Origin of the sequence: Erwinia sp., assembly GCF_031978025.1 — a bacterium.
Lineage (GTDB): Bacteria > Pseudomonadota > Gammaproteobacteria > Enterobacterales > Enterobacteriaceae > Erwinia.
On sequence record NZ_DALZCD010000274.1, the window covers coordinates 1 to 5,766 of the forward strand.

Consider the following 5,766-nt stretch of genomic DNA (forward strand, 5'->3'; position numbering starts at 1 on the left):
GAGGGCGCTATCGCCTGCTGAAAGACACCGGAAGAGCCCTGATGCAGGGTGTTCCACCACTGCACCGAGTAGTGGATGATGGGCAGGTTTACCACGCCGACCAGGATCAGGATCCCGGCTGCACGTCCCGCCATACGGCGATCGTCAAAGGCGTTATAGAGCGCGATTACGCCCATATAGAGGAAAAGCAACACCAGTTCAGAGGTCAGTCGTGCGTCCCAAATCCACCAGGTGCCCCACATAGGCTTTCCCCAGGCAGAGCCGGTGACCAGGGCAATGAAAGCGAATACCGCGCCGACAGGTGCCATTGCAGCAGCAGCGAGATCGGCCGTTTTCCATTGCCAGACCAGACCGGTGAATGCCGCGATCGCCATCGTAGCGTAGATGCCCATTGACCACATCGCGGCGGGAACGTGAATATAAATGATGCGATAGCTGTCGCCCTGCTGATAGTCGGACGGCGCGAAACCAAATCCCCATATCCAGCCGGTGGCGAGCGCAATCGTCGCTGCCGCTGCAAACCAGGGCAGCAGCCGACCACATAACTGGTAAAGCCTGTTGGGCTTTCCTGACTGGTGTAACCATTTCCACATTGTTAATTGCTCATCCAAAAGAAACGCGTTTCGATCTGTTATTGTTAGTGTACGCTAACCCTTAATGCCGCCGCTGTAGCGAAAGGTGCCAGCGTGGCGCTGACAGCCAGCATCGCGCCGAGAATGGCCAGCTGGCCGTTTATGGCCAACCCCATTCCTGCCGCATCAATGGCCGCCGAGGCAAAAATCAGTACCGGCACCGCCAGCGGCAGTACCAGCAGGCTCAGCAAAACGCCGCCACGCCGCAGCCCGACCGTCAATCCCACCCCAATGGCGCCGAGAAAACTCAGCGTCGGCGTGCCCAACAGCAGAGAGAAGGCCATTGCGCGCCAGGTGGCGAAATCCAGCGACAGCAACAGCGCCACCAGCGGAGAGAGCAACAGCAGCGGCAGGCCGGTTACCAGCCAGTGCGCAACTACCTTCCCTAATACTGTTATCGGCAGTGGCGTTGGCAGCAGCAGCAGTTGTTCCAGCGAACCGTCGATAAAATCGTCGCGGAACAGCCTTTCCAGCGCCAACAGCGAAGAGAGCAGCGCGGCGACCCAGACAACGCCAGGTGCGATACGCGCCAGCAGCTGCGGCTCAGGGCCGATGCCCAGCGGAAACAGGGTAATCACTATCAGAAAAAACCACAGCGGATTAACGATTTCTGCCCCGCTACGAAAAGCCACGCGCAGCTCCCGCTTAATAATGCGTCCAATCATGGCGCCTCCGCGACGGAAAGCCGGATTTTTCGCACGCGCTGAGCCGGATCCGTCAGCTCCTGATGGGTCGTCAGGATGACCGAGCCGCCATTATCGACATGACGACTAAACAGCGCCATCAGCTTTATTACGCCCGACTTATCAATAGCGGTCAGCGGTTCGTCAAGGATCCAGAGCGGCGCCCGACTCAGCCAGAGCCGGGCCAGCGCGACACGACGCTGCTGTCCGGCAGAAAGCTGCGCCACTGGCACCTCCTCGTACCCCACCAGATCAACTTCTTCCAGCGCCTGCCAAAGAACCTCTTCCGGCTCCTGCGCATGAAAAAATTGCAGGTTTTCCCTTGCACTCAATACGGCTTTTACACCGGGCTGATGCCCGAGATAGAGTAACGTACGGTGCCAGACATCCCGCTGCCGACGAATAGGCTGCTGTTGCCAAAACACGTCGCCCTGCTCTGCCTGGCTAAGGCCCGCAAGGATACGCAGCAGCGAGGTTTTTCCCGCACCGTTAGCGCCTTCTATTTGAATGATATCGCCTGCGGAAACGGTAAAACTGAGTTCACTGAACAGCGTACGTTCATCACGAACGCAGGTCAGATTGTGGGCCTGGAGCATCAGGTGGCATCACGCTTGTTAATAATGCGTGAAATAGTACCACAGCCGATCGCGGTACCGCAGCCCGTGAGGTAGCTCTGGGTGCTTAAGCTGGCGCTATTATGCCCTGTTCCGACCGCTTCATAGCGAAAAACGCCGCTCCGTTAAATCTTTGTTACGCTTATTCTGAAACGCAGTTACATTTCGGCCAGGCTAAAACCCGCTACGCTTAGGCTGGATATTGATGACGGGAGCAGCAACAATGAAAGAAGATAATGTGGAAGTCGAGAGTGAAGAGAAGGAAGGAGAGGAGATCGAAGTAGATGAGGAAGCGCTGCCGTCGCGTGCAGCAGCCATTCATGAAGAGATCCGTCAGGATGGCGAGAAAGAACTGGAACGCGACAGTCTGGCGTTGCTGTTTTCAGCAATCGCTGCCGGGCTTTCGATGGGGGCCTCGCTGATGGCGAAAGGTATTTTCCAGGCGCATCTTGACGGCGTCCCCGGCGGTTTCCTGTTGGAAAACCTTGGCTATACCTTCGGTTTTATCATTGTCATTATGGCGCGCCAGCAGCTGTTTACGGAGAATACCGTCACTGCCGTGCTGCCGGTTATGCATAAACCGACCGGCAGTAATTTGCTCCTGCTGTTAAGGCTCTGGGCCGTGGTGCTGTTCGGTAATTTGATTGGGACGGCGCTGGCTTCGCTGGCCTTTACCCATATGCCGGTTTTCGATGACGCCACGCGACAGGCCTTTGTGGCTATCAGTCAAAAAGTCATGGAACACACCCCAGGCGAGATGTTTGCTAAAGCAGTGGTATCTGGCTGGATTATCGCCACTATGGTCTGGATGTTCCCTTCCGCAGGCAACGCAAAAATTTGGGTGATTGTCCTGATGACCTGGCTGGTCGCGCTGGGCGATCTGGCGCATATTGTGGTGGGCTCGGTAGAAGTGCTTTATCTGCTCTTTAACGGCCTGATTAGCTGGCAGGAATTTTTATGGCCTTTTGCCCTGCCGACGCTGGCTGGCAATATCATTGGCGGCACCTTTATTTTCGCGCTGATTAGCCATGCGCAGATCCGTAACGACATGAGTACGCGGGCGAAAGCCGAAGCGAAGAAAAAGCGTAAAAAAGAGGGTAAAGGCGAGGAAGGCTGACCGGCCGTCGTCATTCGCTAACGGTACAGCTAAACGGCAGTTGTCTCACCCGAGGCGCTGCCGTTATTGGCTGAAAAGCTGCCGGTATCATCCGAACAAGCTGTGTTGTTGACTGAAAAGCTGCTTGTGTCATCCAAACAAGCTGCCGTTGTTGATTGAATATGCTGCCCGAGCCATCCGAACAAGCTGCCGTTGTTGACTGAATATGCTGCCGGAGCCATCCGAACGAGCTGCCATTGTTGGCTGAATATGCTGCCGGAGCCATCCGAACAAGCTGCCATTGTTGGCTGAATATGCTGCCGGAGCCATCCGAACGAGCTGCCATGGTTGGCTGAATGGGTTCAGAAAGTGACAGGCCGGTTTTAGCTGAACAACGCAAAAGTGTGCATATAGAAGTTGCTGGCGAAAGCGACGTAGGCCAGCCAGACCAGCATGATAAGACCGAGTGACAGTTTCAGGGACATAGCGACCTCTTTTATGAGATAAACAAACTGGTAACCTTGCTTGAATTGGCTTTACATTAGCCCTCTGCCCGCACACAAATATTGATCCAGCGCAACTATCTTTCATTAATCGAGTAATAGCCAGTCTGCTTAATCCCGTCTGGATCAACAGGCATTCTGTCCTGTCCTGAGCCACGGCCCCGGAAAATTTATAAAAAGCTCATTATTACTCACTTTACGATAATAAATTATATAAACAGGAACTAATAAGTTAACTCAAAAACAACAACATAAGATATTAATTAAATATATACACATCATTAATAGAGTGATATTTTCTGCATTGTGGCACCACTATTATCTGTTACTATACCCACAAGAATGGACGCTACCAAAAGTAAAATATATGTATATTATCTATTTCATTATTATCTGGTTAATAACAGGATTTATTTTATCGCGTTATTTTTTTACGGACACGCTTCCTGAGGAGTACGAGGAGTGCCCCTACGAATGAACCTGTCCCGGCCAAATTTACTCAACCGGTTAAAAAGAATTAATCGCAAAAGAAACCGTTATCTTCATGAGTTAAAAGGGAGACTCCGACTGGTGCTGTCGGCCTGGTCTCTTCCTACGGCCCGCAGGCACGACTCTCTTCCTCAGCCGCCACAAAGTGTAATTTTCCCTTTTGTTAACCTGGGCATTGGCGATGCGGTCTGCCATACCGGACTGTGGCAAAAATTAAAGGGGCTGGGATACAGGGTACAAATCATTACTGAAACCCGGGGTGAGGTGTTTTTCAAAGGGTTGGATTGTGTCGATGAAGTGTTTATTGTTGATATCAATCATATCGACCGACTGGCGAAAATCGACAGTGATATTGTGGTCGGGATGTATTCCTGGATGGAGCGTAAGGCGCTGTTTGAGATAAAGCTGCTGTCGAGGATTCGGTATAAGTATGCCATCAGCATTGGCGGATGGTTAAAACGCCCTTATCATATCACGCTGGATTTACCCGCTAATTTCCATATTACCGATCCGCAAAAACGGCTACTGGCAGCGCTGGGCCATCCGTGTACAGCACTGCGCTATTGGCTTAACCCTGTTCCTGGCAGCGATGATTTTATTAAAAATTATCTGAGTAAACACACCGGCAAGCCCCGAATCGTGCTTAACCCTTTCGCCAGCGTCAATGAAAGAACCATGACGCGAGAACAGCTGACTGACCTTGTTGCAAAGCTGCAGCAGAGCATAACCTGCCATATTTTTATTATCGGCGAAACACATCAGCTCGCGACGCTCGAAGGCGCAGACAATGTTTTTATCTGTAACTTTGATTCTTTATGGCACACTATCTCCCTGATCAACCAGGCCGATCTTGTTATCTCGGTGGAAACGGCTGTTGTACACATTGCCTGCGCGCTGAATAAAAATCTTGTCTGTGTCTTTTACTCTACCAATATAGATTATAATAATGCGTTACAAAGCAATATTATCTTTAAGCCCATTGGGGAGAAGGCCCAGCAAATAATTGTTAACGGCACGACGCTGCCTTTTAACATCGATAAGGTTGTTCAGGCTTCTTTAGCGATGCCTGGTGTTGCCGATCGCCCTACTGTTGATTTTGTGCACGCTTTGCCTGGGTAGGTTGAGCCTGTCGCCTGAGCGAAAGCCTGATTTATTGCGTAAGGTTTAAACAACGTGGAGAATATTTATGGCGGCGTCTGCGCCACCTGTCTTTTTTAACGCCAATATGTTCAAAATATCCTCACACGGCGTAGGCCAGACAATAAAGAAAAACGTACTGGCAAATGAAGGCCTTGAGGCATAGCTGCACTTACGGTACCATACGTAACAGGATAAACCTTCGGCGTTTATCCTGCCGCTGTCTCCTTAGTTAAATGGATATAACGAGCCCCTCCTAAGGGCTAGTTGCAGGTTCGATTCCTGCAGGGGACACCATTCAGTAGTTCGCCCCCATCCGTAGTAGTTCGCAAAACCCCAGCAAAACTAATATTCCCGAACAATCATCGTTCGCATTAGTTCGTTGACCGCCGCACTCTTCAGTGGGTAAAAAACGAGTAAATAATTTTACCCACTGGAATTTTACCCATGCTGACCATCAAGCAGATCGACGCGGCTAAGCCAAAAGACAAACCCTAACGCCTGCTGGACAGCAACGGCCTGTATCTATACGTCCCGGTATCCGGCAAAAAGGTATGGCAGCTGCGATACAAAATCGACGGGAAAGAATCCGCCGACTCCATAAAGCATTGA

At 51.4% G+C, this 5,766-nt stretch carries 5 protein-coding genes, 1 tRNA gene and 1 pseudogene; 4 read left to right on the top strand and 3 right to left on the bottom strand.

Annotated elements, in window-relative coordinates:
* The 3 genes from RTK32_RS17985 to ccmA all read right to left on the bottom strand — a co-directional run.
* Positions 1-593 (bottom strand): heme ABC transporter permease (locus tag RTK32_RS17985; protein ID WP_312046391.1); only part of this gene is annotated, 593 nt, incomplete at its 3' end.
* A gap of 44 nt (positions 594-637) precedes the next feature.
* Positions 638-1,297, bottom strand: a complete 660-nt coding sequence (gene ccmB / locus RTK32_RS17990) for a heme exporter protein CcmB (RefSeq protein WP_312046393.1) — start codon at positions 1,295-1,297, stop codon at positions 638-640.
* Positions 1,294-1,911, bottom strand: a complete 618-nt coding sequence (gene ccmA / locus RTK32_RS17995) for a cytochrome c biogenesis heme-transporting ATPase CcmA (protein WP_312046395.1) — start codon at positions 1,909-1,911, stop codon at positions 1,294-1,296. Before ccmA ends, ccmB begins: the two co-directional genes overlap by 4 nt.
* A gap of 241 nt (positions 1,912-2,152) precedes the next feature.
* On the opposite strand from ccmA, the gene RTK32_RS18000 reads away from it, so the two are divergent.
* The 4 genes and pseudogenes from RTK32_RS18000 to RTK32_RS18015 form a co-directional block, all read left to right on the top strand.
* Entirely contained in the window at positions 2,153-3,046 is an 894-nt protein-coding gene (locus RTK32_RS18000; protein ID WP_312046397.1) for a formate/nitrite transporter family protein, read from the top strand.
* 956 nt (positions 3,047-4,002) lie between these two features.
* Positions 4,003-5,136, top strand: a complete 1,134-nt coding sequence (locus RTK32_RS18005) for a glycosyltransferase family 9 protein (RefSeq protein ID WP_312046399.1) — start codon at positions 4,003-4,005, stop codon at positions 5,134-5,136.
* Positions 5,137-5,376: 240 nt separating this feature from the next.
* A tRNA-Arg gene (locus tag RTK32_RS18010) sits at positions 5,377-5,451 on the top strand.
* Between the two features lie 150 nt (positions 5,452-5,601).
* A pseudogene (locus tag RTK32_RS18015) lies at positions 5,602-5,742 on the top strand (Arm DNA-binding domain-containing protein); the annotation flags it as partial.
* Between the last annotated feature and the right edge of the window lie 24 nt (positions 5,743-5,766).

Excerpts from the sequence above, each read along its gene's own strand:
- ccmA (WP_312046395.1), bottom strand. The coding sequence starts at position 1,911 with ATGCTCCAGGCCCACAATCTGACCTGCGTTCGTGATGAACGTACGCTG.
- ccmB (WP_312046393.1), bottom strand. The coding sequence starts at position 1,297 with ATGATTGGACGCATTATTAAGCGGGAGCTGCGCGTGGCTTTTCGTAGC.
- RTK32_RS18000 (WP_312046397.1), top strand. The coding sequence starts at position 2,153 with ATGAAAGAAGATAATGTGGAAGTCGAGAGTGAAGAGAAGGAAGGAGAG.
- RTK32_RS18005 (WP_312046399.1), top strand. The coding sequence starts at position 4,003 with ATGAACCTGTCCCGGCCAAATTTACTCAACCGGTTAAAAAGAATTAAT.